The following is a 26,322-nucleotide window of genomic DNA, read 5'->3' as shown; positions in this document are numbered from 1 at the left end:
CATGGATGCACGCCGACTTCTGGAGACGGTGCGAGATCAACGGCCTATCTCGCCAGACGCGATGACGTGGTTCGCCAACGGCTTGGCCTCTGGCGAGGTCAGCGACGCGCAAGCCGGGGCCTTTGCGATGGCGGTATTGTTGAACGGTCTGTCGCATGACGACCGTGTGGCGCTGATGCGCGCGATGCGTGATAGCGGTTCGGTGCTGGAATGGGATTTGCCCGGTCCGGTTCTGGACAAACACTCGACTGGCGGGGTGGGCGACTGCGTTTCGCTTATCCTTGCGCCCGCCTTGGCGGTTTGCGGGGCCTATGTTCCGATGATCTCGGGGCGCGGGCTTGGGCATACCGGGGGGACGCTGGACAAGCTTGAGGCCATCCCGGGACTGCAGACGGAATTGAGTTCTGATCGTTTGCGCGACCAGACCAAGCGTCTGGGCTGTGCCATTGTTGCTGCGTCGACAGAGTATGCGCCGGCAGATCGGCGTCTTTATGCGATCCGCGACGTGACCGCGACCGTTGAAAGCATTGACCTGATTACCGCCTCGATCCTGTCCAAGAAACTGGCCGAGGGGCTGGAGGCTTTGGTTCTGGATGTCAAAACCGGCAGCGGCGCGTTCATGGAAGACCCCAACGACTCGAAAGAGTTGGCCAATGCCTTGGTAAGCACCGCTCAGGGTGCGGGTTGTATGACCACGGCGCTGATTACCGACATGAACCAACCGCTGGCCCCAAGTGCGGGCAACGCGCTAGAGGTCCTGTCGGTCATGGAGGTCCTGACAAACACCAAGAAACATGACCGGCTATGGCAGGTCACCTGTGCCCTTGGTGGCGAGCTTCTGGCCTTGGGCGGCCTTGCCGCCGATGCCGAAGATGGGGCTGGCCGTATTGCCAACGCGATTGAAACCGGCCAAGCGGCAGAGCGGTTCGGTGAAATGGTTGCCGATCAGGGCGGTCCCGTGGATTTTGTAGAGCATTGGGCCGATCGTTTGCCCGCAGCACCGGTGATTGTTGAGATGACCGCCGAAAGCACCGGCTATATCGGGGCGATCGACACGCATGCACTTGGCATGGGCGTGATTGATCTGGGCGGTGGCCGCAATGTTCAAGGAGATCGGATCGACCCCGCGGTCGGCCTGTCGGACATTGTCGAGCTTGGCACATCGATCATGCCCGGCGATCCATTGTTGCGCATTCACGCGGCATCGGCCGACGAGGCTATGCGCGTTGCGATGGACCTTCAGGGTGCTTTCGTGGTTGCAGACCGTCCCATTGACGTGCCGGAGATTATTCAGGGCAGGGTCGGCTGATGGCACGCGTTTTCCTTATCGTAATGGACTCGGTCGGCTGCGGTGGTGCACCGGATGCGGATCAGTTTTTCAACGCTGGCACGCCCGATACCGGCGCAAATACACTTGCTCATATCGCTCAGGCTTGTGCCGACGGTCGGGCAGAAGACGGCCGCAGTGGCCCGTTGAAAATGCCTAACCTTGCGGCCCTCGGGCTTGGCGCGGCAGTCAAACTTGCCTCTGGCGATGCGGCCCCGGGGCTGGGAACCGAAGCGACAGGTCTTTGGGGCGCGGCAAGTGAAATTTCACCCGGTAAAGACACGCCTTCCGGGCATTGGGAGCTTGCAGGTGTCCCGGTGCCGTGGGATTGGCACTACTTCCCGGTGGGTAATCCGGCGTTTCCAGAGGATCTGACAGAACGGGTCAAGGCTTTGGCCGGGACAGAAGGTATTCTGGGGGATTGTCACGCTTCGGGCACTCTGATCATCGAAGATCTGGGCGAAGAGCATATGCGAACCGGTTGGCCGATTTGCTATACCTCGGTCGACAGCGTTTTCCAGATCGCCGCCCATGAAGAGACCTTTGGCCTAGAGCGGCTTTTGCAACTTTGCAAAGATCTTGCGCCGCATCTTCACGCGATGAAAGTGGGCCGCGTGATTGCGCGACCCTTCGTGGGTGACGCGGTCACAGGTTTCAAGCGCACAGCCAACCGCCGCGATTTTGCCATTGCGCCGCCAGCACCAACCATTTGCGACCGGGTTCAGGCATCGGGTGGGAAAGTGCATGCGATCGGGAAGATCGGCGACATATTCTCGATGCAAGGAATCGACGACTTGGTCAAAGGGCCGGATGCCGACCTGATGGATCAACTGGAAGCCGCGATGGAAACCGCGGAAGAGGGCAGCTTTACCTTCGCCAATTTTGTCGAGTTCGACAGTTTGTACGGCCACCGCCGTGACGTTTCTGGCTATGCCCGCGCGCTAGAGTGGTTCGATGCCCAACTCTCGCGCATTTTTGCCAAAGCTCGTCCCGGTGACCTATTGCTTTTCACGGCAGATCACGGCAATGACCCCACTTGGATTGGCACAGATCACACCCGAGAGCGCGTTCCCGTAATCGGATTTGGTGTCGGTGCAAAACCAATTGGATTAATCCCGTATACCGGCGTGGCCGATCTGGTCGCGAAGCATCTGGAGCTTCCCGATGACTGACATTCCCAAGGTGGAACTTCACCTGCACCTCGAAGGTGCAGCACCGTCCGCCCTGATCCGTGATATCTCGCGCGAGAAATCAGTGGATATCGGCGGGATTTTCGACGCGGACGGCAACTATGCCTACAAAGGGTTCGACCAGTTCCTTAAGGTCTATGAGGCCGCGACCAGCGTCCTGACCACGCCTGAAGACTATCGCCGTCTGACCCTTGCCGTGCTGGAAGAATGTGCCGCGCACGGGGTGGTTTACGCCGAGACCTTTATCTCTCCGGACTTCTGCGGTGATCGGGAAGTGGGCGCATGGCGCGAATACCTTCACGCCATTCAAGAGGCCGCCGATCAAGCGGAACGGTCTGATGGGATCCTGCTGCGAGGCGTCGTCACCTGTGTACGCCACTTCGGGCCGGAGAAAGCCAAGGAAACCGCGCTCTGCGCTGCTGAAACCGCAGGCGACTGGATCGTAGGGTTTGGCATGGGCGGTGCGGAAACCATGGGTCGGCAGGGGGATTTCACCTATGCGTTCGACATGGCCCGCGAGGCAGGCTTGCGCCTGACCACTCATGCCGGCGAATGGCGCGGACCGCAGGAAATCCGCGATGCCCTAACCGACCTGAAGGTCGAGCGTATCGGCCATGGCGTCCGCGCGATTGAGGACCCGTCCTTGGTGGACCATCTGGCTGAAACCGGCGTGGTCCTAGAGGTTTGCCCCGGATCGAATATCTCTTTGGGGGTTTACAACTCTTTGAAGGATCACCCCGTCGCCAAGCTGCGTGATGCCGGCGTGCCGGTGACGGTTTCCACAGATGACCCGCCCTTCTTCCACACGACAATGACTCGTGAGTATGACATGCTTGCCGAAACGTTCGGCTGGTCAGAGGCGGAGTTTTCTGATTTGAACAAGACCGCGGCGAAGGCTGCGTTCTGCACCGATGAGACGCGCGAGAAAGTACTAAAGAAGTTAGAGGACGCCGATGACTGAGCACCTGACAATCGTTGATCACCCCCTTGTGCAGCACAAGCTGACCCACATGCGGGAAAAGACCACCTCGACCGCAGGCTTTCGCCGTCTTCTGCGTGAGATTTCCAACCTTTTGGCCTATGAGGTCACGCGCGAACTGCCGGTGACCACGCGGGAAATCGAGACGCCCATGAACACCATGCAGGCGCCGGTTCTGGATGGTAAGAAGCTGGTGCTGGTTTCCATCCTGCGTGCGGGCAACGGTCTGCTGGATGGTGTGCTAGAGCTTATCCCCTCGGCGCGCGTTGGCTTTGTCGGACTGTATCGGGATGAAGAGACGCTTCAGCCGGTTCAGTACTATTTCAAAGTGCCGCAAGAGCTGGAAGACCGTCTTGTTATTGCCGTGGACCCAATGCTTGCAACCGGGAACTCTTCGGTCGCAGCGATTGACCTGCTGAAAAAGGCCGGGGCCACCAATATCCGCTTCATGTGTCTGCTGGCCGCCCCCGAGGGTGTCGCACGTATGAAAGAGGCGCATCCCGATGTTCCGATCGTCACCGCATCCTTGGATGAACGGTTGAACGAGGATGGGTATATCGTGCCCGGCCTTGGCGATGCGGGTGACCGGATGTTCGGCACCAAATAGCCTAAAGGATTCTTTACTCGCCCTGCGCCTTAGGTCACTATTCTGGGAAAACAGGGCAAGGATCGTTGAGGATATGAGGCAGACGCTTTCCGTCATTTGCTGTCTGGGTGTTATTGGGTCAGGTACTGCGATGGCGCAGTCAGGGCCGGCAGAACTGCCGCCCGAAGACTTTGCCGGACGCCAATATATCGACAGCATGGGCTGTATCTATCTGCGTAAAAACAGTGATACCGGCGTCGTGTGGGAGCCCAGAACCCTGTCAGCGGGCGAAGTCATGTGCGGCTTTGCCCCGACATTTCCCTTTTTGAAGCCGAAAGACGGTTCTGACCCGCTGGATCAGGTTGTCGCCGTTCCAAAGACACCGGTTGAAACAGACGCACCGCTGGCGGAAGCCGAACCAGAAGCCGAAGAGGCACCTGTTGCCAACCCGGCGCCGGTGGCTGAGATGCCAAAACCGGCAGAGCCAGCCCCCAAACCCATTAAGACGCCTGTCGTCGAGCCAGAGGTCGTGGAAGCGGAAGAGGTTGAAGAGACCGAAGAGGTCGCTGTAGCACCCGAGCCGGTCGAAGAGAAAGCGTCAGCCCAGACCGCAAAGGCGCAACCAGAACCGGTTTTGGAAGAGGCCCTCGAAGAAACTGACCAAGCGCAGCCCGAACCGACTGAAAGCGTGGCAGAGACTCCGGCGGAACCTGCACAACCAACGGAAACCGTTATCGTCGCCCCGCAGCCCGCCCCGGTCGTGGTTCCGGAACCCAAACCAGAGGCTGTACCGCAGCCCGAAGCCGTTGCAGGGGTGGATTGGGGCAAGGGCGCGTATTTGCAGATCGCGGCCTTCCGACAGCATGAGAATACGCTGAAGACCAAGGCGGTGATCGAGCAAATCGGCTTGCCCGTCGCCATTGATACCGTTCAGTCAAAGGGGCGAACTTTGGAAGTCGTTCTGGTCGGTCCCTTTGCAGATGATGAAGCTCTGAAAGGGGCGCTGCGCGCGGTGCGCAAGGCTGGGTACAAAGACGCCTTCACCCGCCGAAAATAATAGGCGCTCGGGCCTTTCGGCCCACGCCGTTATTCCCCGCAAATCGCCTGAAGCTGAACCCAATCGGCATCTGACAGGACCAAGGTGCCGTTTTCACCAACCGGATCGGCCTCGATCAGTGTCAGTGTGGTCTCTCCTGACACATCCACCGCATAGGCGTAGGGCCGAGACGACAGGTTGGCATCTTTGAATTGGGCCAGCAGGGTGTCCTCTGACACATCGATATTGGGCAGGGTCACAAGCGTCTCTGCGTAGCTGTCCAAAACAGTATCGGGCAGATGTCCTGTGGTCAGCAGGCGGAAACTTGCGATGGGGCCAACCCGTTCAAGCATCAGCAAAAGAGGGTCATGGTCGAGGCCACGTTGCTTTTCGGCAAGAAGATATCCGGCTAGTACCTCGGGGTCTTCAAAGTCCTCAACCAATGACCGGTTCACCAAAAGGGTGCCCCCCGGCAACTGGCTGGTTGTCGCAATGCCGGCAGGCAAAACGGTGATCTTGGGGTAGGGGGCGGAAAACAGGCGCCGCGACAGTCGATTTAGGCTGCGTGTCCCTGCGCGGGTTGAGCAGGCCGTGCCCGAAACGCGCCCAATCCGGTCCAGCAAAGCTTGTCCGATCTCTGCGCGCAGCGGGGCAGGGGCAACAGTTGCTGTGTGACGGATCAACACGCCGGGCAGGATAAAAATCAACACACCCGCGATCAGCAGAATGCCAGCAAGCGATAGAAGCGTCCGAAGACGTCCGGGGCGGGGGCGCCTGCGAGAGACCGCCTGTTGGATCGTCTCAATCGCCTCGATCATCGTCTCATCGTCGATCTCAAGGCTTTCGGTCGCGTCCGGTCCGGGAATGAAAAGCGCAGGGATTTCACCCGGATTCTGACGGATCAGGGCGGGTAGGGACCAGTGGGTCAGGGGGCTTTCGCTGCGGTCGGTGATGACCAAAGAGGCATCACCAAATGTCACAATTACATTCCGACGCTGAGCATCGGAATCAGCGCGCCAGACGCCGGGACATTCCAGTCTTTGATACTGCTTGAGCGCCGTCATGGCGGGCCTGAAAAACCTTGTGCTTATTGGGCTGACTTTAGCGGATGGAAATGGGTGCCACAACAGCACAAAAAGCGCGCCCGAAGGCGCGCTTTGACTTTAATGTTTCAGCTGTCTTAGGCAGCCTTGGCTTGTTCGGGTCCGAAACGCTCGTAGAAGGTCGCGCCTTCCTCGGCCACTTTGCGCAGCAGGTCAGGCGTCGCAAAGCGGGCACCGTGGACATCAGCCAGTTGGTCGCAACGTTCGGCGGCATAGTCTGCGCCGATGATGTCCAGCCAGCTGAACGGACCGCCCGACCACGGGGCAAAGCCCCAGCCAAGGATCGCGCCAACATCGCCTTCGCGGATGTCTTCCAGCACACCTTCTTCCAGTGCGCGCACGGCTTCCAGAACCTGCACGAACAGCAAACGTTCCTGCACTTCTTGCAGTTCAGGTTGCTCGTCGGCACGCGGGAATTTCGCGGCTAGACCGTCCCACAGGCCAGTTCGCTTGCCCTTCTCGTCATAGCCATAGAAACCGGCCGAGGTCTTGCGGCCCAGGCGGCCCTCTTCAGCCATCCAGAAGACAACCTCGTCGACTTCCCCGTCCGGATAGGCATCGCCCATCGCAGCGCGGGTCGCCTTGGCGATTTTCACACCCAGATCGATCGAGGTTTCGTCCACCAGTTGCAGCGGGCCAAGCGGCATCCCGACCATCTTTGCGGCGTTCTCGATCAGGGCAGGCGCGATGCCTTCCTTTACCATGCGAATGCCTTCGTTGATGTAGGGGATGATGCAGCGGTTGGCATAGAAGAACCGGGCATCGTTGACAACGATCGGGGTCTTCTTGATCTGACGGACATAGTCCAGCGCCTTGGCCACGGCCACATCACCGGTGCCTTTGCCCTTGATGATTTCGACCAGCATCATCTTCTCGACGGGCGAGAAGAAGTGGATGCCGATGAACTTCTCGGGACGTGCGCTGGCCTTGGCCAGTTCGGTGATCGGCAGGGTCGAGGTGTTCGACGCAAAGATGCAGTCTTCACCGACGATGGCCTCGACCTTCTTGGTAATCTCGGCTTTGACGCCCAGATCTTCAAAGACGGCCTCTACGATCAGATCAGCCCCTTTCAACGCCTCCAGATCGGTGGTCGCGGTGATGCGAGACAGGACCTGCTCTTTCTTCTCAGGCGTTGCCTTCTTACGGGCGATGCCCTTGTCCATGTAGGTCTCGGAATAGGCTTTGCCGCGGTCAGCTGCCTCTTGGCTTTGGTCGATCAGCACGACCTCGATACCAGCTTGCGCCGACACCAAGGCGATACCCGCCCCCATCATGCCTGCACCCAGAACGCCAACTTTCTTGACGGTCTGGTCGTCAACAGCCGGACGGTTCGCACCTTTTTCCAGCGCCTCTTTGTTGATGAAGAGGCTGCGGATCATGGCAGAGGACGACGGGTTCATCAGGACATGGGTGAACCAACGGGCTTCGATCTTGATCGCGGTGTCGAAGGGCACAAGGGCACCTTCATAGGCCGCTGACAACAGCGCCTTGGCCGCCGGGTAGACGCCCATGGTGTTGCCGTTGACCATTGCCGAGGCTCCGACATAGGTCATGAAGCCAGCCGGGTGATACGGCGCACCGCCGGGCATCTTGTAGCCCTTCTCATCCCACGGCTTCACGAATTTCGGACTCGACAGGATGTATTCCTTGGCGCGCTCCATCAGGGCCTCTGGCGCGACAACTTCGTCGATCAGGCCAGCGACTTTGGCTTTCGCAGGGTTGCTTAGCTTGCCTTGCAGCAGGAACGGAGAGGCCGCCATCGCGCCCATTTTGCGCACAAGACGGGTGGTGCCACCCATTCCGGGGAAGATGCCAACCATGATCTCGGGCAGGCCGATCTTGGCCTTCGGATTGTCGGCCGCGATGATGTAGTGGCAGGACAGCGGGATCTCGAAGCCGATGCCAAGCGCGGTGCCGGGCAGGGCGGCGACGATAGGCTTGCCGCCCTTGTTCTTGTCGTCCATGCCGCCGCGTTCGATCTTGCGCAGAATGCCGTGCATCCGCATCAGACCGTCCAGCAGGCCCTGTTCCGGGCTGTCACCCGCCAGTTCCTTCATCTTGGCGATGATGTTCAGATCCATTCCACCCGCAAAAGAACCTGGTTTGCCAGAGGTGATGATCACACCTTTCACAGCCTCGTCTGCAAGCGCCTGATCAATGAAGGCTTCAAGGTCATAGAAACCCTGTTCGTTCATCACGTTCATCGACTTGCCGGCGGTATCCCATGTGATGACCGCTACGCCGTCTGCGTCTACTTCGTATTTGAAATCGCTCATTTCTCTACTCCTCAGACGCGTTCGATGATGGTTGCTGCGCCCATGCCGGCGGCAACACACAGAGTGGCCAGACCGACCTCTTTGTCAGAGCGCTCCAGCTCGTCCAGAAGGGTGCCGATAATGATGGCACCGGTCGCGCCCAGAGGGTGGCCCATGGCGATCGCGCCGCCGTTGACGTTGACCTTTGCGTCGTCCACTTGGAACGCCTGCAGGAAGCGCAGTACGACCGAGGCGAAGGCCTCGTTGACCTCGAACAGGTCGATGTCGTTGATCGACATGCCTGCGCGGGCCAGGATTTTCTCGGTCACGGGAACCGGGCCGGTCAGGTTGATAGTGGGTTCCGAGCCGACCTTGGCAGTCGCCCGGATACGGGCACGCGGGGTCAGGCCGTGCTGCTCGCCGTATTCCTTGGACCCAATCAGGATCGCCGCAGCGCCATCCACGATGCCAGAGCTGTTGCCCGCGTGGTGCATGTGGTTGATCGCCTCAAGATGCGGGTATTTCATCAGCGCAACCTTGTCGAAGCCGGGCATGTGCAGGCCCATGTCTTCAAAGCTGGCTTTCAGCTTGCCCAGATCCTCGGCGGTGGTGCCGGGGCGCATGTATTCGTCGTGATCCAGAATGGTCAGGCCGTTGATGTCGCGTACAGGAACGATGGTTTTCGCAAACCGGTTGTCTTTCCATGCGGCTGCGGCACGCGCTTGCGATTGGGCTGCGAACGCATCGCATTCTTCCCGGGTGAAGCCGTATTCGGTCGCAATCAGGTCGGCCGAGATGCCCTGCGGGACGAAGTTCTCGCCAATCGCCAGCAGCGGATCGACGGCCATTGCCGCACCGTCAGAACCCATCGGGACGCGGCTCATCATTTCACAGCCGCCTGCGATATAGGCGTCGCCGGCACCGGCTTTGACTTGGTTTGCGGCCAGGTTCACGGCTTCCATGCCCGAGGCGCAGAAACGGTTGATCGAGAAACCGGGAACGCTTTCATCGATATCCGATCCCAGAACCGCGGCGCGACCAAGGCAACCGCCCTGTTCGGCGACTTGGGTCACGTTGCCCCAGATCACGTCTTCGAATGCATCTGCGGGCAGGTCGCTGCGCGACTTGATCGCGTTTAGCATCTGGCTGGAAATCGAGGCAGAGGTCACCTCGTGCAAAGAGCCATCCTTGCGGCCCTTTCCGCGCGGTGTGCGTACCGCGTCATAAATATAGGCTTCGGTCATCTTGTCTCCTTAGCTCCGCGGGGGAAACGCGGGCGTCATCAGGTCATAGGGGTGTTGCCAGCCGGGCTGGGCCGCGATGCGGTCAAGCCAAGCGGAAATATTGGGCCAGTCAGCACGGACAAACGCCGACGGCTCTTCGAAAAACAGATAGCAGCAGCAGCTGAAATCCGCATTGGTGATGCTGTCACCAACAAGGAAATCGCGGTCCGCGAGATGGTCATCCAGAACTTTGAAAGCCGACTTTAGGCGCGCCTTGGTGAAAGCAATCACCTCTCGCGGGCGTTTTTCTTCGGGGATGAAGTTCATCAGAAAGCGGGTCATGCCACCGGGGCCAGACAGTTTGTGGTTATCCCACAGGACCCATCGCAGGATCTCGCGCTTTTCTTCAGGGGTAGAGCCCCCGAACTTACCGGTCTTCTCGGACAGGTAGTCCAGGATCACACCCGATTGGGTCAGTTTTACATCACCGTCGACCAGAACAGGACATTCGCCCATCTCATTGACGTTATTGCGAAACTCGGGGCTGCGGGTTTCCCCGTTAAAGAAATCAACGTGGATGGCTTCCCATTCGGTGCCCGACAAGGTCAGCGCCAAGGCAACCTTGTAGGAATGGCCGCTTTCACCGAAGCAATAGAGTTTGATGCTCATAATCCCCCCCTGGATGTCTGCATTTTGTAAGGGGGGCGGGCCGAAGCCCGCCGCCGCTTAGAACTGGTCTGCGTCCAGCGCCATGACCGGGTCGGCACCGCTTTCGATACGGGCCAGGTGCATGGTGGTCGCCGGCAGCTGACGGGTCATATAGTAACGACCGGTTGCCAGCTTCGTCTTGTAGAACGCTGCGTCAGACGGGTTGTTCGCCAGAGCCTCAATCGAGACCTTCGCCATCTGACCCCACATCAGGCCAAGGCAGACGTGACCCATCATGTGCATGAAGTCATAAGACCCGGCCAGCGCGTGGTTGGGGTTCTTCATGCCGTTCTGCATGAAGAACATGCCCGCTGCCTGAAGCTCTTTCGAGGCTTTCTTCAGAGGCTCGACGAAATCGGCCATGCCTTCGACGTCGGCGTTTTCCTTGCAGAAGGTTTTGACCATTTCGAGGAAGGCCATCACGTGCTTGCCGCCGTCTTGGCCCAGCTTTCGACCTACAAGGTCCAGCGCCTGAACGCCGTTCGCACCTTCATAGATCATGGCAATGCGGGCATCGCGAGTGAACTGGGACATGCCCCATTCCTCGATATAGCCGTGGCCGCCATAGACCTGCTGTGCGTTGACGGTAGAGTCATAGCCCTTGTCGGTCAGGAAGCCCTTCAGGACCGGGGTCAGCAGCGAAATCAGGCCGTCCGCGTCCGCGTCTTCCGAGCGGTGCGCTTTGTCGATCATCATTGCGCCCCAGAACAGGAATGCGCGTGCGCCTTCGGTAAAGCTTTTCTGATCCATCAGGTTGCGACGGATATCGGGGTGGACGATCAGCGGGTCTGCCGGACCATCGGGGTTCTTCGCACCAGTGACGTCGCGGCCCTGCAGGCGGTCCTTGGCATAGAACAAGGCGTTCTGATACGCGGCTTCGGCTTGCGCCAGGCCCTGCATGGCCACACCTAGACGCGCTTCGTTCATCATGGTGAACATGGCGCGCATGCCTTTGTGCTCGGTCCCCAGAAGGAAGCCTGTCGCCTCGTCATAGTTCATGACGCAGGTCGAGTTGCCGTGGATGCCCATTTTCTCTTCGATCTTGCCGACCGACACACCGTTGCGTTCGCCAAGCGAACCGTCGTCATTGACCATGAACTTCGGCACGATGAACAGCGAGACACCTTTGATGCCCTCAGGGCCGCCCGGGATCTTCGCCAGCACAAGGTGAATGACGTTGTCGGACATGTCGTGGTCACCAGCCGAGATAAAGATCTTCTGGCCGGTGATCTTGTACGACCCGTCGCCCTGCGGTTCCGCCTTGGTGCGCATCAGGCCCAGATCGGTGCCGCAATGCGGTTCGGTCAGGTTCATAGTGCCGGTCCAGTCACAGGAAACCATGTTCGGCAGATACTTGGCTTTCTGTTCGTCTGTACCGTGGGCGTGGATCGCAGAATAAGCACCGTGGGTCAGGCCCTGGTACATGGTAAACGCCTGGTTGGCGGACGAGAACATCTCGCCCACGGCGGTGCCCATCAGATAGGGCATGCCCTGGCCGCCGTATTCCGGATCGCAATCCAGACCGGTCCAGCCGCCTTCTTTCATCTGTTCGAAAGCGTCCTTGAAGCCTGTCGGGGTGTAGACCACGCCGTTTTCCAGACGGCAGCCTTCGGTATCACCTACAATGTTCAGGGGGGTCAGGACTTCGGAAGAAATCTTACCTGCTTCTTCCAGAATGGCCCCGGTAAAGCTGTTATCCAACTCGTCGTAACCGGGGATGTCGCTGGTCGAGACTTTCAGCAGATCGTGCAGAACGAACTGCATATCTTTCGTCGGCGCTGTGTAGCTGGGCATTAAATGCCTCCCTTTTAGCTCTTCGCGCGACCAGCCAATTTCTCCAGCTCCGTCGCGCCCCATTCAATTCGCGCACGAAGATCTTCGATTCCGATTTCCAGCTCGTCCCGCTGTCGCTCCATGTCGGCAAGGCGCTCTTTGGCGGCTTCGCAGACTTCGCGCAACTGGCGCTCTCCCTGGTCCCCGATGTCATAGAGATTTAACAGCTGCCTGATCTGCTCTAGGCTGAATCCGAAGCGCTTGCCGCGCAGGATCAGCGTCAGTCTTGCCCGGTCCCGATTCGTGAATAGCCGCTTCTGGCCTTCGCGGATCGGAAACAACAGCTCCTTCGCCTCATAGAAGCGTAGGGTGCGTGGCGTAACCTCGAACAGATCGCACATCTCTCTGATCGTCAGGACTTCTTCATCCATCATTCGTGCCTCCTTCATGAGTCCGGTTATCCGGATCATGACGGATTGAGTTCGATATAGGAACTAAAATTACCGTCGGGTAAACTACGTGGCGTCACGAGGTGTTGTGACGTGGTGTCACTCGGTGAAAGTCAGGGCTCAGCGGCTGTTTTCAAGCTCTTTTCTGACCTGGTCTCTCATATCCTTGAGTTCTTGCAGGGCAACTCCGAGCTGATCGTATTGTTCTGTCAGCACGCCAACCTGACGTTCGGCCAGTTCAACCCAACGCTCCATCTGGGCTGTAGTGCCCTGCTTTTCATAGATTTCCAGCCACTGGCGCAGCTCTTCAAGGCTGAAGCCCCACCGGCGCCCGCGCATGATCAGTTTCATCCGCGCCACTTCGCGTGGCGTATAGAATCGCGACCGCCCTTCGCGAACCGGCTCTAGCAGTTCAATATACTCGTAATACCGCAGTGTGCGGGGTGTCACATCGAACTCGGCGCACATTTCCTTGAATGAGAGACGTTGTTCAGTCATGGCGGTCCTGCAATTAATCGTTCAGCACAATTTATGTCGAACGTAGCGTCAGCGCAAATGACAATCGGCTAGGATTGTTCAGACAGACGTTAGGTTTCGGCTTGAACACCGCGGTTTAGCCGATACCGTTAGGCCATGACCGTGGAGGACCCATGACAGACGATTTCAAAAAAATTGTAACGCAGTTCATTGAAAGCCTCCCCCATGCGCGCGCGCTTGGGTTGCAAATGGTGCACCTAGAGGATGGCGTGGTCGAACTGTCGATGCCTTATGATGAGAAGCTGATCGGCGATCCAAGGACGGGTGTGATCCATGGGGGCGCTGTGTCCGCGTTGATGGACACCTGCAGCGGGGTCGCTGTGGTTGCCCATCCTGAACGGCCAGTGGGCACCGCGACCATCGACCTACGGATCGACTATATGCGGGCTGCGAACCCTAACCAGACGATATATGCCCGGGCCGAATGCTACCACATGACCCGCAATGTGGCCTTCGTGCGCGCCACCACGATGGATGAGGACCGCGACAACCCCGTTGCCACCGCAACCGGCGCTTTCACCGTCGAGCGACTGAGCGAGGCCACGAAATGAGCCGCCGCCCCGAACCCGTACAAGTTGTCAAACAACGCCGTGATGCCATGCTGAAAGCCCTTGTTCACGGGGTGCCGTATCTGCGTTTTCTTGGGGTCGAGGTCGAACGCCGCGGTGACGAGCTTACCTGCGTTCTGAACTATGATGAGAATCTGATCGGAAATCCCATGTTGCCTGCCCTGCATGGCGGGGCGACAGCGGCGTTCCTAGAGGTCGCCTCGATCATCCAGCTGAGCTGGTCGATGCTTTGGGACGACATGGAAAGCGGCGCCTTGGATCCGACCACCTTCAATGCCGAGAACTTCCCGCGTCTGCCGAAGACGATCGACTTCACTGTCGATTATCTGCGATCTGGCCTGCCGCGTGATGCCTATGCGCGGGCACGGGTGAACCGTTCGGGTCGCCGCTATGCCAGTGTGCATGTCGAGGCATGGCAGGACAATCGTGACCGCCTGTTTGCCCAAGCCACAGGCCACTTCCTGATGCCCGATCGAAATGGCTGAGGCCGCGCGGCCGGTCACGCACCGCCGTGTGCTGAAAGCCGCCATTCCAGTGGTACTGTCCAATGCTACGGTCCCGATCCTTGGGGCAGTGGATACCGGTGTGGTCGGCCAGATCGGAGAGGCCGCACCTATTGGAGCCGTTGGCATCGGTGCCATTATCCTAACCTCGATCTATTGGGTGTTTGGTTTCCTGCGGATGGGTACGGCCGGGCTGACGGGCCAAGCCCTTGGGGCGGGCGACCGGGAAGAGGTCTCTGCCATCCTGTCGCGCGCGCTTTTGGTTGCGTCGATCTCGGGGGTCGGGCTGATCGCATTGCAAACGGTGCTGTTCTGGGGGGCGTTCTGGGTTTCACCGGCCTCTGACGAAGTGGAAACCCTTGCGCGGGACTATATGGCGATCCGTATCTGGTCGGCCCCTGCCGCGATTGGCGTCTACGGGCTGACCGGCTGGCTTGTCGGTCAGGAACGGATGCGCGCTGTTTTGGTGATCCAGCTCTGGATGAACGGTCTGAATATCGTTCTGGATATCTGGTTCGTGTTGGGGCTGGGTTGGGGTGTCGAGGGCGTGGCGATTGCCACTTTCCTGGCCGAATGGTCCGGGTTGGCGATGGGGCTTTACCTGTGTCGTGACGCGTTTGATGGCAAGGCGTGGCGCGACAAGGTCAAGGTTTTCAACACCGACCGTTTGGCCCGCATGGCGCGGGTAGGGCGGGATATTCTGATCCGGTCTGTCCTTTTGCAGGCAATCTTTGTCTCTTTCATGTTCTTTGGGGCGGATTTCGGAGACGTGCCGCTGGCCGCCAACCAGATCCTGCTGCAATTCCTATACATCACCGCCTATGCCATGGACGGGTTTGCCTTCGCGTCAGAGGCCTTTGTGGCCCAAGCGCTTGGCGCGCGTCGCCGGGACCTGCTGCGCCAAGGGGCGATCATGTCCGGGGGATGGGCATTTGCGACGATGGTTGGAATGGCGATCGTCTTCGCCTTTGCGGGCGGCGCGATCATCGACGCCATGACCACCGCGCCTGATGTGCGAGAGGCCGCGCGGGACTACTTGCCCTACATGGTCGCGGCGCCCATTCTGGGTTGCGCGGCATGGATGTTTGACGGCATCTTCATCGGCGCAACGCGCGCGACCGACATGCGCAATATGATGGTGATCTCGGCGTTGATCTATTTGGCGGCTCTTCTGGTCCTGACACCGATCTACGCCAACCACGGTCTATGGGCCGCGCTGTTGATCAGTTTCGTTGCGAGGGGCATCACCTTGGCCCTGCGATATCCGTCGTTAGAGGCTGACGCAGACCAGCCGACCTAGATCAAAGGATATCCAGAACGGCCTCTGGCGGTCGACCAATCGCCGCCTTGTCGTCCTTGAAGACAATGGGCCGTTCGATCAGTTTGGGCGTGCTGGCCATGGCGGCGAACAGCGTATCATCATCGCTGTCCTTGCTTAGATCCTGCGCTTTGAACTCGGCCTCTTTGGTCCGCATCATCTCGATTGCCGTGATACCCAGTTTTGCTGCCGCTTCTCGCAACTCTGCCTCGGTCGGGCCGTCTTCAAGGTACTTTCGCACGATCGGATCAACACCGTTTTCCTGCAACAATGCCAGCGTCTGGCGCGACTTTGAGCACCGGGGATTGTGCCAGATTGTGACGTCGCTCATAGCCATTCCTCTCGTCCCGTACCGACTGCGTCGGCGACATTCTTGAACCCGTCGCGGGCCAGCAAGTCGTCCAGTCCATGCGCAATGCGGGGCACCAAAGACATGCCTTCGTAAACCATCGCGGAATAGAGCTGCACGGCGGACGCACCGGCGCGGATCTTGGCATAGGCTTGTTCGGCAGAGCCAATGCCGCCAACCCCGATCAGGGGCAGCTTGCCCTCGGTTAGCTTCGATAGTTGCGCCAAAACACGCGTCGATTTCTCGAACAGTGGCGCGCCAGAAAGCCCGCCCATCTGGTCGCGATCCGCGCTTGTCAGGCCGTCGCGCGAGAGGGTTGTATTGGTGGCGATGATCGCATCAAGACCCGAGGTCAGCGCGACCTCGGCAATCTCAGCCAACTCATCACCGGTCAGGTCAGGCGCGATCTTCAGGAACACGGGGATCGGACGATCCAGACCTGCGCGGGCCTCCATCACTCTTGCCAACAGGGCAGACAGGGCTGCCTTGCCTTGCAGGTCGCGCAGCTTTTCGGTGTTGGGCGAGGATACGTTGACGGTCGCGAAATCCAAATGCGCCCCGCAATGGGTCAGCACCTTGGCAAAGTCGCCTGCGCGGTCTTCGCTGTCCTTGTTCGCACCAAGGTTCAGGCCGATGACCGCATTTGCCGGACGCTTTGCCAGACGGGCTGCGATGGCCTCCATTCCTTGGTTGTTGAAGCCGAACCGGTTGATGACGGCCTTGTCGTCGGTCAGGCGGTAAAGCCGTGGCTTGGGGTTGCCTTCTTGCGCACGCGGTGTGGCTGCGCCGACCTCGATAAACCCGAAGCCTGCGCGCGACAGCGGGGCCAAAGCCTCGGCATTTTTGTCATAACCTGCGGCCAGCCCCACCGGGTTGGGCAGCTTCAGTCCGGCCACTTCGGTCACAAGCCGGTCCGACGTTATCGGGCCGGGCAGGGGAACCAGCCCAGTGTTCAGAGCTTTGATCGACAGGCCATGCGCGGCCTCGGGGTCGAACTTGTGAAAGGCGCAGAGGCCCAGCTTTTCAAGAAGACTCAAAGCACGCCCTCCGGGAAGATGTGGCCGGTGGCGCCAAGAGGCAGGGATTTGTCCCAGACCACGTCTTCGGCCAGCAACTCACGGTACAGATGCGGGAAAAGGGCCCCACCACGGGATGGCTCCCATTTCAGCGCGTCACCAAGGGCTGCATCATCCAGAGCGACCAGAACGAGATCCGATTCCTTCGTGAAGTGCTTTGCAGCGGTTTCGGCCACTTGTGCGGCGGTCGAGATGTGGATGTACCCATCTGCAAGGTCCACAGGAGCGCCCTTTGTACGGCTCTCGGCCTGAAACGCATCCCATTCGGGGCGGCGAAAAATTTTATAAATCAGCATGCGCTTGTCATGCCTTCTTCAAAAAGCGGGGTCAATGAAGGATCACCTTTCATAACGTCAAGCTTGATTTGATTCCGGTTGTGGCGTTTCATTCAAATAGCACCGCGCAGACGGCGTAATTTACAACAGGAGATAAAAGATGATTTCCCGCCTATTACTATCGGCGGCGACCATGGCCGCAATGTCGGCCCCGGCCTTCGCTGACTATTCGCTTACGATTCTTCATACCAACGACTTCCACGCCCGTTTCGAGCCAATCTCGAAGTACAACAGCGGCTGCCGGTCGGGTGACAACGAAGAAGGCAAGTGTTTCGGCGGCTCAGCCCGTCTGGTGACAGCGGTCGAAGAGGCACGCTCTCGGTCGAATAACGCGATCCTTGTGGATGGCGGCGACCAGTTCCAGGGCACGCTTTTCTATACCTATTACAAGGGTAAAGCGACCGCCGAGATGATGAACAAGATGGCCTATGATGCCATGACCGTGGGCAACCACGAATTCGACGATGGCCCCGAAGTTCTGAAAGGTTTCGTTGAAACCGTGTCCTTCCCGGTCTTGATGTCGAACGCTGATATTTCGGCCGAACCGCAGATCAAGGACATTATCCAGAAATCGACCATCATTGAACGTGGCGGTGAAAAGCTGGGCCTGATCGGCCTGACGCCGCAGAACACCGACGAGATTTCCTCGCCCGGTCCGAATGTGTCGTTCTCTGATCCGGTTGCGGCCGTGCAGGGCGAAGTCGACAAGTTGACCGCTGCTGGTGTGAACAAGATCATCGTTCTCAGCCACTCTGGCTATGGTGTCGACCAGCGCGTCGCCGCGAACACCACCGGTGTTGACGTGATCGTTGGTGGCCACACCAACACCTATCTGTCGAACACCTCGGATCGTGCCGAAGGCCCGTATCCGACAATGGTTGGCAGCACCGCGATTGTCAGCGCCTATGCCTATGGCAAGTTCCTGGGCGAACTGAATGTGACCTTCGACGACGACGGCAACGTCACCGAAGCCGTGGGCGAGCCGCTGATCATGGACGCAGCCGTGACCGAAGATGCAGCGACTGTTGCTCGGGTTGCTGAATTGGCCAAGCCGCTGGACGAAATCCGGAACAAGGTCGTGGCACAGGCAGCGACCGGCATTGACGGTGACCGTTCCAACTGCCGTTATAAGGAATGCCAGATGGGTAACCTTGTGGCTGACGCGATGCTGGACCGTGTGAAGGATCAGGGCATCCAGATCGCCATTCAAAACGGTGGCGGCATCCGCGCTTCGATCGATGAGGGTGAGGTCACGATGGGAGAGGTCTATACCGTCCTGCCGTTCCAGAACTCTCTGGCGACCTTCCAGCTGACCGGCGCGCAAATCAAGGACGCGCTGGAAAATGCTCTGGCACAGTATGACGACCCCGAGAAAGACGGTCGTTTTGCGCAGATCGCGGGTATGAAATATACCGCCGTCACCGGCAATGCTGCGGGTGAGCGCGTGACCGAGGTCATGGTAATGATCGACGGCAGCTATCAGCCGATGGAGATGGACAAGACTTACGGTGTTGTCTCCAACGACTTCCTGCGGGCAGGTGGCGATGGTTACGGCATGTTCAAAGACGCTATGAACGCCTATGATTTTGGCCCCGATCTGGCCGAGGTTCTGGTGGACTATATGACCCAAGCCGGACCCTACACCCCTTACATGGATGGGCGCATCACCCTGAAATAATGGTCAGCAGATAAGACAAAGGGCGCGCCAAACGGTGCGCCCTTTTTCGTTGGGTCCGGCTGTTGGGCCTTAGGATTTCTGCAGCGAACTGACCTGACTGTCGATCTTGTCGATCTGCTTTTGCTTGTCCTCATCACTTAGGAAGGACGCGGCGAAAGAGTTCTTGGCCAGTTTGATAATCTCTGCCTCGGACAGGTTCAGGTGCTCCAGCACCGCGCGGTAGTTGTCGTTCAGATATCCCCCGAAATAGGACGGATCGTCCGAGTTCACGGTGACCAGCAGCCCTGCATCCAAGGCCTTCTTGACCGGGCTCGCCGCCAAATTCGGAATACCCTTGAGCCGCCAGTTCGAGATCGGGCACATGGTCAGCGGCGTTTGCTGCTTGGCCAGCCTTTGGGTCAGGGCAGGGTCATCCAACGCGTGGTTGCCGTGGTCGACGCGCTCGACCTTCAGCAAGTCCAGCCCATCGCGCACGTTTTCCGCCGTGCCTTCTTCGCCAAGATGGGCAACCGGGGTGAACCCCTCTTTCCGGGCCGCTGCGAAGACGCGTTCGAATTTCTGGGGTGGATGCCCTTTTTCAGAGCTGTCCAGCCCGACGCCAAAGATGTGCTCCTTGTGCTTGCAGGCGCATTCCAGCGCCTCGAACGCCTCTTCCTCGGGCAGGTGACGCAGGAAGCACATGATCAGCTTCGTTGTGATGCCCATCTCTTTCTCGGCTGCCTCTAGCGCCGAAGTGATCCCGGCCAGAACGGTCTCAAACTTCACCCCGCGATCGGTGTGAGCTTGGGGGTCAAAGAAAATCTCGGCATGAGTCAACCCGTCTGCATGGACGCGTTCCAGATAGGCCCAAGTCAGATCATGGAAATCCTGTTCGGTCAGCAGAACCGACATGCCCATGTAATAGAGGTCGAGGAAATCCTGAAGGCAGTCGAACTCATACGCCTTGCGCACGTCCTCGACCGTCGCATAGGGCAGGGTGATCCCGTTCCGCTTGGCCATCATCAGCATCATCTCGGGTTCAAGCGTGCCCTCGATATGCAGGTGCAGCTCTGCTTTCGGGAGATTGTCGATCAGCGCATGAGACAGGTCAGACAAGGGGAGGCTCCTTTTCTAGTTTGTAAAAAGGGTATCTCCCTCTTTCAGGACTTGAAAGGGGAATGGAATACCAGCCGGGTCTTTGCGCAGATCGGCGTGTTGCGTTAAACCAGAGCCTACTCATTTAGGGCAGGGCCATGGATCACCCACTGATCGATCTGATCAACGCGAAAATCCGGAAGGCAGAGGCTGAAGGCGACTTCGACAATCTTGAAGGCGCGGGCAAGCCGCTGCCCAAATGCGATGACCCCGACAATGCTGTGATGCACCGCATCCTGAAGGACAACGGGGCGGTTCCCGAGTTCGTCTCTCTATCCCGCGAGTTGGCCAAGCTGCGGGAAGAGCTTCGAGAGACCGGAGATCGCACCAAACGCCGCCAGTTGGTGCAGGACATGTCGATGCTGGAAGCCAAGATCGAAATTGCACGCAAACGGGGGTGATCGGCTTTACCTTTGGTCGTCGCCCATGTCACTGTCATCTCTAAGCAGAGAGGCTTAGATGGTCAGTGTCAAAGAGCAATACGAAGCTTTCCCGTACCCCGAGCGTGATCCCAAGGATGAACGCAAGCGGCTGATCACTGGCTCGCCCTCGAATCCAGTCGAGATGGATCACTTCCTTTGGGCGGGTAGGCGGGATTGGTCGAAACCACTTCGCGTACTGGTCGCCGGTGGCGGTACCGGTGATGGGCTGATCCAACTGGCCCATTACATGAGCGCTGCAAAACGCCCATATCAGATCACCTATGTCGACCTTTCCTCGGCGTCGCGGGCTATTGCAGAGGCCCGGGCCAAGGAAAGGGGGCTGAGCTCTATCACTTTCCACACTGGCAGCCTGCTGGGCGCAGCCGAATACGGACAGTTCGACTACATCGATTGCTGCGGGGTGTTGCATCATCTGCCAGACCCTGATGCGGGTTTTACTGCCCTGCGTTCGGCTTTGGCGCCTGGTGGGGGGCTTGGCTTCATGGTCTACGCGCCATTCGGCCGATCGGGTGTTTATCCGTTGCAAGAGGCGTTTGGGGCGCTCTTCGCCGACTTGGCACCAAAGGAACGACTAAGGGAAGCCAAGAAAGTCTTTGCCAAGCTTCCTGATGGTCACCCGTTCAAGCGGAACCCGCATCTTGGCGACCATCAACGCAGCGATGCTGGCTTCTATGACCTTTTGTTGCATGGGCAGGACCAAGCCTATGACGTGCGTGAGTTGGTAGAGACGCTTGAGCGGACCGGATGGGCGCTTAGCTCTTTCGCGACGCCTGCGCTGTATGATCCCTCTGATCTGGCCCCGATCCCGGACGAGATGTCCGAGGTCGACCGAATGAGTGTCGCCGAACGCCTGCGTGGTTCAATCCGCTTGCACGTGGCCTATGCAGTGGCTGAGGGCGAAACAGAGGCGCGTATTGCCAAGGGTCGTTCGCCAGACCTTATCCCACATCTGATGGGCGTTAATGCGGCGAAGCTTGCCCGCGCCGTCGCCGCGGGCAAATCGATCCCCGTCACCTTGGCGGGAGAGCGCAAGCTTCTAACCCTGCCGAAAGAAGGTGCGTCTTTGATAGCAGGGATCAATGGGCGACGAACTTTGTCTCAGATCGCGCAATCTGCGGGTTTGGACCAACTCGGCTTCGGAATGACTTGGCAGAAACTGGCAAAACCCCTGACGCAGCACGGGGTGCTTCTGTATTCCAACTTCCTGCGTTAGCATCGACTTATGTGTGGACGCCTTGCCCTGACCCTTCCCGTTGATGCGATGGTCAACCTGTTCAAGGCGCTGCCTGCTAATAATCTACCGAACCTGCCAAACTATAATACCTGTCCGACGACCCAGATCTGTACGGTCACAGGCGAAAGTGGTGCCCGGTTCCTAAAGCCCATGCGATGGGGGTTTGTGCCGCATTGGTACAAGTCGCCGACCGACGGGCCTTTGCTGATCAACGCCCGCGCGGAAACCATCGCTGAGAAACCCGCCTTCCGCGCGGCCTGTCGCGAGAGGCGCTGCCTGATCCCCGCGACCGGGTTTTATGAATGGACGAAGGACGAGAATGGCAATCGCCTGCCTTGGTACATCCATCGCACCGATGAAGCGCCAATAGCCTTTGCCGGTGTCTGGCAGGACTGGGAGCGCGACGGAGAGACCCTGACCACCTGCGCCATCGTAACCACCTCTGCCAACGCGGATATCGAACATATCCACCATCGGATGCCGGTTATCCTAGAGCCAGAAAACTGGCCTTTGTGGCTGGGAGAAAAGGGGAAGGGTGCCGCCCGCCTGATGCAGTCCGCTGCCGAAGGCACGCTGGCCGCATATCGCGTCGACCCCAAGGTCAACTCGAACCGCGCCAGCGGGTCTGATCTGATCGAGCCTTACGACAGTTAACCGCCACTCAGGACAAGCTCTGCCATGTCCGGGTCCGGGAATTCTGGTTGCGTGTCGGCCAGTCGAAACTGAGGGTGGCTCGCAAGAAACGCGTCCATGTCGGGGGCTGAAACATACAGGTGGTAACCATCCTGCAAGAGCGTTTCCATGAAGGCAGGATCCACGACGTCATGCAATGTGGTTGGCGCAAGGATCAGCCCGTCCTCTCGGCGAGATTGAAAGCTAAGCGGTGCGAAGGAACTGACAAAGGCATTCGGTCGCGGCAGTTGGGACAGCACTTCGCCATAGGCGGCGTTCTTGGCCCGATGCTGTTGCGACAATGTCAGGTCGCGCAACCCGCTGTTGGTCAGTCCGACCCCCAAGGCGAAACAGGTGGTGACTGCAAGGACTTGCTTCACCTTGGGTATGGCCACTGACGCCAAGACGAGCCCGATCACCGACAAAAACACCCAATGGCTCAGTTGTTGCCCGGCAGAGGCGTAACCGTTCGGATGAAGGAGCGCCCAACTGGTGGTGACGAGGATCCCGCCCAGAACCCCCATCCGTAAAGCGCGGTTCGGGGTATTGCTGTCTGTGACAAGCTGAATGAACAGGCTGGCAAACAGGATACAAAGCAGCGGCACCATGGGTAGGAAATAGCGCATGTTGGTGCCAAACCCTCCGTGCCAAGAACGGAGTGCAAAGGGTAGGACCCAGATGCCGGCAGCGACGAGGATCAACAGGTAAGGGGCCCGGTTCTGCCGCCACGGTTGCATTAGCAAAACGGCGAGCAGCCCAAGCCAAGGCAGGCTTTGGGCAAGCGCTTTTTTCTCCTGACCAAAGAAGATCCGCACGCCGTCTTGCAACGGCTCCATGCCTTGGCGCGTGTCATTGATTCCCCGAATGTCGATCAGAAGGAGGTAGAGACCCTCTATCAACCGCGCTAAAGGCGAAATGCCGATCAAGCCCAGAGCGATAAGCCCGGCAAAAGCGGCCAGCACCCCCCATCTGTAGGCAGGCCGCCACGTGACATGCCGCAGGCCAATGCAGATCAGTAGGGCAACGATGACTACGATGATTGCAGGGATGTGGCCGGCGATGTCGGTTCCGCCTCCTGACTGTCCGTAAGACAACGGGTTCCAAGTTCCGAACTTGAAGTGATTGGCCACCGATCCCGCGACCAGGCTGGGCACCAACCCTAAAGCGCCAAGTGCAATGTGGCTGACGGGACGAGCGCTGAACAGCAAGACATAGAACCCAATCGCAGGCAGCAGCAGTATCACGTCCAGCCGGATCAGCACGCCGAGGCCCAAGATCAAACCTGAGAATAACGCAGGCCAATTTTGAGAGTTCTGGACAGCTTGGATGGCGAAGGTCAGTGCGGCAAGTACGGCCAGGACGCTCAGTGCGTGCGCACCTGTTCCAAAGGCGAACTCAAGGTAAAAGCTACAAGCAAACAAGATCAGGACGCTGGTCAGAGCGACTGCATCGCTTGAAAAAAGCTGTTTTGCGATCCGGTAGGTCAGTAAAAGACTGATGGCCGCAGAAATCGCGCTGAGAACGACAAGCCCCCGAAGCCCCATAAGCGCGAGAAAAGGTGCGCCAAGCACCGCAGTCCCGATCGGGTATTGAGGGGCCAAACCATTCGGCCCTGCGACCAAGAAGAGAATTCTCAGGTTTGGGTGTTCGTAGGTCTCATAGCCATTTTCGACGATGAACGATCCTCTGGCCGCCAAAGCGTCAGCGCCAAGGAAATAGATCACCTCGTCGATGTTCCAGTTCCCTGCCGATACAAAGAAGGATGCGACGACAATAAGAAGTCCAAGCCCCGCGGTTATTCCAAGACCGCTGCGCGTCAAAGCTTCTTTCATTTCTTCGCGTCGCTCTCAATTTCCTGCAAAAGCTGCCTTGCCCGGATCTCGGCCAGCAACACCCGGTTCGCAGCGATCAAGTCTGCCAAAAGCCCCCCAACAAGGAAGATCGTCCCACCCGCGATAAGCGCAGACCCGATGACCAGCGACTGAACGCTACCGTCGCCGTCTCCTGCAAGGTAAAGCACAAAGAACCGGAGAAAGGCGATCATGCCGGGCAGGGCGGTCAGTAGGGCAAGCCAGGCAAAGCTACGAAAGGGTTTGTATAGTACGAGGATGCGCAGGATCGTGACCGCGGACCGCACGATGTACTGACCCGCAGATCGGATCAGGCGGCTCTCTCGTCGTGGCGGGTTCACTTCAACCGGAACCGAGACCATTGGAATACCAAGGCGACCGGCCTGAATGATGGTTTCCAGCGTGTAGGTGTACTGGTTGAACACCATCATCTGAACCGCTGCTGCCTTGCTGTAAGCGCGGAACCCGCTTGGGGCGTCGGGAATGTCGCTGCCGCTGGCCTGTCGGACTACCCAGCTTCCCAGTTTCTGCAGCACCTGCTTGAGCGGAGAGAAGTGTTCGATCTGGTCAATGGGCCGCGCACCAATCACGATCTGCGCATCGCCTTCCAGAATGGGGCGGGTCAGCTCGGGGATGAACTCTGCCTTGTACTGGTTGTCGCCGTCGGTGTTGACGATCACGTCAGCTCCTGCCCGCAAGCTCGCCTCAAGTCCAGCGGTAAAGGCCCGTGCGAGCCCCTTATTGTGCGGTAGTTTGACGATGTGATCGACGCCATTTTCCTTGGCAACCCGGATCGTATCGTCCGTCGAGCCGTCATCAATGATCAGCCATTCCACCGTATCGAACCCGTCTACCTCACGTGGGAGGCAGGATAGGGTTTCCGGAAGACTGCCTTCCTCGTTGAAGCAAGGGATTTGAATGATCAGTTTCATATTTACAATCTGCTCGAAGTACATTTGGTCTTCGCCGTCAAAACTGCACTATTGAATGGGTTAATGAAAGCCCGTCGTAATCGGAGAGGCTCAAGTAAGCGCGGGTCGCAGTATAAAGTAATAGTAAGTCTGTAGGAGATGACGTCTTTGCGTCGCAAAAGTCTTGAATTAGTATCGGTTCTGTGACGACCCGGCTTCACACCCTAGACAGACCATATTCGTGTTATGCAGCAACTGACTGAAGAAGTGATTTCCGCCTATTCTGACAACGGTAGCGTTCCGCATTTTGCACCGATTAACGACGAACTTGAGCGTCCTAAAATATCGGTAATAACTGCCTGTTTCAATGCAGCGGCCCTTCTGGAAGAGACGGTGAACAGCGTCGCCGAGCAGAGCTTTAAAGATATTGAACACATAATAGTCGATGGCGACTCTCATGACGAAACGGTGACGTACCTTGAAACACTGAACCCGCCAATTAAGTGGACGAGTGAGCCGGATGACGGGATCGCGGATGCCATGAACAAGGGCGTGTCTATGGCCCGGGGGGATTGGGTCATCGTTTTACACGCTGGCGATACGTTTGAAGGATCCCGAAGTCTAGAGATTTTGAGTGAAAGTTTTGCCGAAGCGACCGAAATCATTACTTGCGGAATTAATTACGGCAGTGGTGGCGAGCACCATCCTCTGGTCATCTCCTCACCTATTCGCAGGCTAGATTTTAAAACCATCTATCATCAAGGGTCGGCCTGTCGCCGAAAAGTTTTTGAAATCATAGGTGGCTTTGATAGCTCGTTCAAAATCGCGATGGACTACGAGTTTTTTCTTCGTGCGAGAAAGTCAGGATGCCGTTTCTTTCCGACGAACCAAATATTGTCTCGAATGGACGATACCGGTTTGAGTTCTCAAAAGGATTGGCCATCGTTACGTCGCAGATTTGCCGAGGAACGTCGGGCTCAGATGGCCCATTGCGAAAGCATTCGTCAACAGGCCATCTATGCAGTTTACTGGCCAGTTTATCACGCCTATCGCCGCCTTCGTTCGGCAGTAACTGGAGGTTAAG

The 26,322-nt window shown here is 58.3% G+C and carries 26 protein-coding genes; 13 read left to right on the top strand and 13 right to left on the bottom strand.

All coding sequences use genetic code 11. The features are described from left to right. The first annotated feature begins 1 nt into the window (after position 1). The 5 genes from CLM58_RS15050 to CLM58_RS15030 all read left to right on the top strand — a co-directional run bounded on the left by CLM58_RS15050 (position 2) and on the right by CLM58_RS15030 (position 5,139). Positions 2-1,309, top strand: coding sequence for a thymidine phosphorylase (locus CLM58_RS15050; RefSeq protein ID WP_095596691.1), 1,308 nt, complete (start codon positions 2-4; stop codon positions 1,307-1,309). Further along, positions 1,309-2,499 (top strand): phosphopentomutase, encoded by a 1,191-nt coding sequence (locus CLM58_RS15045; protein ID WP_095596690.1) that lies wholly within the window; start codon positions 1,309-1,311, stop codon positions 2,497-2,499. The genes CLM58_RS15050 and CLM58_RS15045 overlap by 1 nt, the downstream gene beginning before the upstream one ends. Beyond that, entirely contained in the window at positions 2,492-3,478 is a 987-nt protein-coding gene (locus CLM58_RS15040) for an adenosine deaminase (RefSeq protein WP_095596689.1), read from the top strand. Before CLM58_RS15045 ends, CLM58_RS15040 begins: the two co-directional genes overlap by 8 nt. Continuing rightward, positions 3,471-4,103, top strand: coding sequence for a uracil phosphoribosyltransferase (gene upp, locus CLM58_RS15035; RefSeq protein ID WP_095596688.1), 633 nt, complete (start codon positions 3,471-3,473; stop codon positions 4,101-4,103). Before CLM58_RS15040 ends, upp begins: the two co-directional genes overlap by 8 nt. Before the next feature lie 73 nt (positions 4,104-4,176). Next, positions 4,177-5,139 carry an SPOR domain-containing protein gene (locus tag CLM58_RS15030; protein ID WP_158221926.1) on the top strand — a complete coding sequence of 321 codons (963 nt, stop codon included), beginning with the start codon at positions 4,177-4,179 and terminating at the stop codon, positions 5,137-5,139. A gap of 29 nt (positions 5,140-5,168) precedes the next feature. On the opposite strand, the gene CLM58_RS15025 is transcribed toward CLM58_RS15030, so the two are convergent. The 7 genes from CLM58_RS15025 to CLM58_RS14995 form a co-directional block, all read right to left on the bottom strand. Next, positions 5,169-6,182 (bottom strand): hypothetical protein, encoded by a 1,014-nt coding sequence (locus tag CLM58_RS15025; RefSeq protein ID WP_095596686.1) that lies wholly within the window; start codon positions 6,180-6,182, stop codon positions 5,169-5,171. 116 nt (positions 6,183-6,298) lie between these two features. Next, entirely contained in the window at positions 6,299-8,497 is a 2,199-nt protein-coding gene (locus tag CLM58_RS15020; RefSeq protein ID WP_095596685.1) for a 3-hydroxyacyl-CoA dehydrogenase NAD-binding domain-containing protein, read from the bottom strand. 11 nt (positions 8,498-8,508) lie between these two features. Then, on the bottom strand, positions 8,509-9,720 hold the full coding sequence (locus CLM58_RS15015) for an acetyl-CoA C-acetyltransferase (protein WP_095596684.1): 1,212 nt from the start codon (positions 9,718-9,720) through the stop codon (positions 8,509-8,511). A 9-nt stretch (positions 9,721-9,729) separates the two neighbouring features. Then, the gene (locus CLM58_RS15010) at positions 9,730-10,368 is read right to left on the bottom strand and encodes a glutathione S-transferase family protein (RefSeq protein ID WP_095596683.1); all 639 of its coding nucleotides are present in this window, start codon (positions 10,366-10,368) and stop codon (positions 9,730-9,732) included. A gap of 57 nt (positions 10,369-10,425) precedes the next feature. After that, on the bottom strand, positions 10,426-12,201 hold the full coding sequence (locus CLM58_RS15005) for an acyl-CoA dehydrogenase C-terminal domain-containing protein (protein WP_095596682.1): 1,776 nt from the start codon (positions 12,199-12,201) through the stop codon (positions 10,426-10,428). 14 nt (positions 12,202-12,215) lie between these two features. Then, positions 12,216-12,611 (bottom strand): MerR family transcriptional regulator, encoded by a 396-nt coding sequence (locus tag CLM58_RS15000; RefSeq protein ID WP_095597139.1) that lies wholly within the window; start codon positions 12,609-12,611, stop codon positions 12,216-12,218. 138 nt (positions 12,612-12,749) lie between these two features. Then, positions 12,750-13,127 (bottom strand): MerR family transcriptional regulator, encoded by a 378-nt coding sequence (locus CLM58_RS14995; RefSeq protein ID WP_095596681.1) that lies wholly within the window; start codon positions 13,125-13,127, stop codon positions 12,750-12,752. A gap of 152 nt (positions 13,128-13,279) precedes the next feature. On the opposite strand from CLM58_RS14995, the gene CLM58_RS14990 reads away from it, so the two are divergent. The 3 genes from CLM58_RS14990 to CLM58_RS14980 are packed head-to-tail and all read left to right on the top strand — an operon-like array spanning position 13,280 to position 15,538. Beyond that, entirely contained in the window at positions 13,280-13,717 is a 438-nt protein-coding gene (locus CLM58_RS14990; RefSeq protein ID WP_095596680.1) for a PaaI family thioesterase, read from the top strand. After that, positions 13,714-14,220, top strand: coding sequence for a PaaI family thioesterase (locus tag CLM58_RS14985; protein ID WP_095596679.1), 507 nt, complete (start codon positions 13,714-13,716; stop codon positions 14,218-14,220). Before CLM58_RS14990 ends, CLM58_RS14985 begins: the two co-directional genes overlap by 4 nt. After that, complete coding sequence (locus CLM58_RS14980; RefSeq protein WP_095596678.1) at positions 14,213-15,538, top strand: MATE family efflux transporter; 1,326 nt, start codon at positions 14,213-14,215, stop codon at positions 15,536-15,538. The genes CLM58_RS14985 and CLM58_RS14980 overlap by 8 nt, the downstream gene beginning before the upstream one ends. Position 15,539: 1 nt before the next feature. Here CLM58_RS14980 and arsC read toward each other — a convergent pair whose 3' ends face one another. The 3 genes from arsC to CLM58_RS14965 are packed head-to-tail and all read right to left on the bottom strand — an operon-like array spanning position 15,540 to position 17,277. After that, positions 15,540-15,887: an arsenate reductase (glutaredoxin) gene (gene arsC / locus CLM58_RS14975; protein WP_095596677.1), complete on the bottom strand. Its 348-nt coding sequence runs from the start codon at positions 15,885-15,887 to the stop codon at positions 15,540-15,542. Next, positions 15,884-16,942, bottom strand: a complete 1,059-nt coding sequence (locus CLM58_RS14970; protein WP_095596676.1) for a quinone-dependent dihydroorotate dehydrogenase — start codon at positions 16,940-16,942, stop codon at positions 15,884-15,886. Before CLM58_RS14970 ends, arsC begins: the two co-directional genes overlap by 4 nt. Beyond that, positions 16,939-17,277, bottom strand: a complete 339-nt coding sequence (locus CLM58_RS14965) for a DUF952 domain-containing protein (RefSeq protein ID WP_095596675.1) — start codon at positions 17,275-17,277, stop codon at positions 16,939-16,941. The genes CLM58_RS14970 and CLM58_RS14965 overlap by 4 nt, the downstream gene beginning before the upstream one ends. A gap of 139 nt (positions 17,278-17,416) precedes the next feature. Between CLM58_RS14965 and CLM58_RS14960 the strand changes: the two genes are divergently transcribed. Then, positions 17,417-18,994 (top strand): bifunctional metallophosphatase/5'-nucleotidase, encoded by a 1,578-nt coding sequence (locus CLM58_RS14960; protein ID WP_095596674.1) that lies wholly within the window; start codon positions 17,417-17,419, stop codon positions 18,992-18,994. Between the two features lie 69 nt (positions 18,995-19,063). Here CLM58_RS14960 and CLM58_RS14955 read toward each other — a convergent pair whose 3' ends face one another. Then, positions 19,064-20,089 (bottom strand): adenosine deaminase, encoded by a 1,026-nt coding sequence (locus tag CLM58_RS14955; RefSeq protein WP_095596673.1) that lies wholly within the window; start codon positions 20,087-20,089, stop codon positions 19,064-19,066. Between the two features lie 137 nt (positions 20,090-20,226). On the opposite strand from CLM58_RS14955, the gene CLM58_RS14950 reads away from it, so the two are divergent. The 3 genes from CLM58_RS14950 to CLM58_RS14940 are packed head-to-tail and all read left to right on the top strand — an operon-like array spanning position 20,227 to position 22,459. Beyond that, positions 20,227-20,529, top strand: a complete 303-nt coding sequence (locus tag CLM58_RS14950; protein ID WP_095596672.1) for a DnaJ family domain-containing protein — start codon at positions 20,227-20,229, stop codon at positions 20,527-20,529. A 58-nt stretch (positions 20,530-20,587) separates the two neighbouring features. Continuing rightward, positions 20,588-21,784, top strand: coding sequence for a class I SAM-dependent methyltransferase (locus tag CLM58_RS14945; RefSeq protein ID WP_095596671.1), 1,197 nt, complete (start codon positions 20,588-20,590; stop codon positions 21,782-21,784). A gap of 9 nt (positions 21,785-21,793) precedes the next feature. Further along, entirely contained in the window at positions 21,794-22,459 is a 666-nt protein-coding gene (locus CLM58_RS14940; RefSeq protein WP_095596670.1) for an SOS response-associated peptidase, read from the top strand. Here the strand turns inward: CLM58_RS14940 and CLM58_RS14935 are convergent. Both CLM58_RS14935 and CLM58_RS14930 read right to left on the bottom strand, forming a co-directional pair. Continuing rightward, positions 22,456-24,309: a glycosyltransferase family 39 protein gene (locus tag CLM58_RS14935; protein WP_095596669.1), complete on the bottom strand. Its 1,854-nt coding sequence runs from the start codon at positions 24,307-24,309 to the stop codon at positions 22,456-22,458. The genes CLM58_RS14940 and CLM58_RS14935 overlap by 4 nt on opposite strands. Continuing rightward, positions 24,306-25,259, bottom strand: coding sequence for a glycosyltransferase family 2 protein (locus CLM58_RS14930; RefSeq protein ID WP_095597138.1), 954 nt, complete (start codon positions 25,257-25,259; stop codon positions 24,306-24,308). Before CLM58_RS14930 ends, CLM58_RS14935 begins: the two co-directional genes overlap by 4 nt. 225 nt (positions 25,260-25,484) lie before the next feature. Between CLM58_RS14930 and CLM58_RS14925 the strand changes: the two genes are divergently transcribed. Next, the gene (locus CLM58_RS14925; protein ID WP_095596668.1) at positions 25,485-26,321 is read left to right on the top strand and encodes a glycosyltransferase family 2 protein; all 837 of its coding nucleotides are present in this window, start codon (positions 25,485-25,487) and stop codon (positions 26,319-26,321) included. Position 26,322 lies beyond the last annotated feature (1 nt).

This window comes from Actibacterium pelagium (genome assembly GCF_002285415.1).
Taxonomy (GTDB): domain Bacteria; phylum Pseudomonadota; class Alphaproteobacteria; order Rhodobacterales; family Rhodobacteraceae; genus Actibacterium_B; species Actibacterium_B pelagium.
Note: the sequence above shows the minus strand (reverse complement) of the source record. Positions and strands in the feature narration are given on the sequence as shown.

Excerpts from the sequence above, each read along its gene's own strand:
- CLM58_RS15045 (WP_095596690.1), top strand. The coding sequence starts at position 1,309 with ATGGCACGCGTTTTCCTTATCGTAATGGACTCGGTCGGCTGCGGTGGT.
- CLM58_RS15015 (WP_095596684.1), bottom strand. The coding sequence starts at position 9,720 with ATGACCGAAGCCTATATTTATGACGCGGTACGCACACCGCGCGGAAAG.
- arsC (WP_095596677.1), bottom strand. The coding sequence starts at position 15,887 with ATGAGCGACGTCACAATCTGGCACAATCCCCGGTGCTCAAAGTCGCGC.
- CLM58_RS15030 (WP_158221926.1), top strand. The coding sequence starts at position 4,177 with ATGAGGCAGACGCTTTCCGTCATTTGCTGTCTGGGTGTTATTGGGTCA.
- CLM58_RS15005 (WP_095596682.1), bottom strand. The coding sequence starts at position 12,201 with ATGCCCAGCTACACAGCGCCGACGAAAGATATGCAGTTCGTTCTGCAC.
- CLM58_RS14960 (WP_095596674.1), top strand. The coding sequence starts at position 17,417 with ATGATTTCCCGCCTATTACTATCGGCGGCGACCATGGCCGCAATGTCG.
- CLM58_RS15025 (WP_095596686.1), bottom strand. The coding sequence starts at position 6,182 with ATGACGGCGCTCAAGCAGTATCAAAGACTGGAATGTCCCGGCGTCTGG.
- upp (WP_095596688.1), top strand. The coding sequence starts at position 3,471 with ATGACTGAGCACCTGACAATCGTTGATCACCCCCTTGTGCAGCACAAG.
- CLM58_RS14990 (WP_095596680.1), top strand. The coding sequence starts at position 13,280 with ATGACAGACGATTTCAAAAAAATTGTAACGCAGTTCATTGAAAGCCTC.
- CLM58_RS14935 (WP_095596669.1), bottom strand. The coding sequence starts at position 24,309 with ATGAAAGAAGCTTTGACGCGCAGCGGTCTTGGAATAACCGCGGGGCTT.
- CLM58_RS14950 (WP_095596672.1), top strand. The coding sequence starts at position 20,227 with ATGGATCACCCACTGATCGATCTGATCAACGCGAAAATCCGGAAGGCA.
- CLM58_RS14965 (WP_095596675.1), bottom strand. The coding sequence starts at position 17,277 with ATGCTGATTTATAAAATTTTTCGCCGCCCCGAATGGGATGCGTTTCAG.
- CLM58_RS14980 (WP_095596678.1), top strand. The coding sequence starts at position 14,213 with ATGGCTGAGGCCGCGCGGCCGGTCACGCACCGCCGTGTGCTGAAAGCC.
- CLM58_RS14985 (WP_095596679.1), top strand. The coding sequence starts at position 13,714 with ATGAGCCGCCGCCCCGAACCCGTACAAGTTGTCAAACAACGCCGTGAT.
- CLM58_RS14945 (WP_095596671.1), top strand. The coding sequence starts at position 20,588 with ATGGTCAGTGTCAAAGAGCAATACGAAGCTTTCCCGTACCCCGAGCGT.
- CLM58_RS14930 (WP_095597138.1), bottom strand. The coding sequence starts at position 25,259 with ATGAAACTGATCATTCAAATCCCTTGCTTCAACGAGGAAGGCAGTCTT.
- CLM58_RS14925 (WP_095596668.1), top strand. The coding sequence starts at position 25,485 with ATGCAGCAACTGACTGAAGAAGTGATTTCCGCCTATTCTGACAACGGT.
- CLM58_RS14940 (WP_095596670.1), top strand. The coding sequence starts at position 21,794 with ATGTGTGGACGCCTTGCCCTGACCCTTCCCGTTGATGCGATGGTCAAC.
- CLM58_RS15050 (WP_095596691.1), top strand. The coding sequence starts at position 2 with ATGGATGCACGCCGACTTCTGGAGACGGTGCGAGATCAACGGCCTATC.
- CLM58_RS15000 (WP_095597139.1), bottom strand. The coding sequence starts at position 12,611 with ATGGATGAAGAAGTCCTGACGATCAGAGAGATGTGCGATCTGTTCGAG.
- CLM58_RS14995 (WP_095596681.1), bottom strand. The coding sequence starts at position 13,127 with ATGACTGAACAACGTCTCTCATTCAAGGAAATGTGCGCCGAGTTCGAT.
- CLM58_RS15020 (WP_095596685.1), bottom strand. The coding sequence starts at position 8,497 with ATGAGCGATTTCAAATACGAAGTAGACGCAGACGGCGTAGCGGTCATC.
- CLM58_RS15010 (WP_095596683.1), bottom strand. The coding sequence starts at position 10,368 with ATGAGCATCAAACTCTATTGCTTCGGTGAAAGCGGCCATTCCTACAAG.
- CLM58_RS15040 (WP_095596689.1), top strand. The coding sequence starts at position 2,492 with ATGACTGACATTCCCAAGGTGGAACTTCACCTGCACCTCGAAGGTGCA.